The organism is Halomonas elongata, assembly GCF_029081005.1.
Classification (GTDB): domain Bacteria; phylum Pseudomonadota; class Gammaproteobacteria; order Pseudomonadales; family Halomonadaceae; genus Halomonas; species Halomonas elongata_B.
The window spans coordinates 1-269 of the sequence record NZ_JAJQTQ010000157.1; the positions used below are offsets into that span (position 1 = coordinate 1).

1 protein-coding gene is annotated in these 269 nt (G+C 61.3%); it reads right to left on the bottom strand.

Going from position 1 to position 269, the window contains the following annotated elements:
* A partial coding sequence (locus tag LU493_RS19900; RefSeq protein WP_275289520.1) for a VCBS domain-containing protein occupies positions 1–269 on the bottom strand: 269 nt, incomplete at both ends.

Genomic DNA, 269 nt, shown 5'->3' on the forward strand with positions numbered 1-269 from the left:
CCATCGGCATCGGTCAGCGTATAGGTGAAGGTCTCGGTAAGTGTGTCACCGTCATCCAACGCCTGGACGGCGCCATTGGTGGTATCGACCTGGTAGGACCAGTTGCCGTCGCCGTTATCGACAAAGCTGCCGTACTGGGCGGTGGCCACATCATCGGCGTCGAAGCTGATGGCACTCGGGGTATCAGCACTCTCGGTGTCGTTACCCAGCACATTACCGGTGACCGGAGAGGTGGCGTCCTCGCCGATGGCCGCGCTGTCATCACTGGC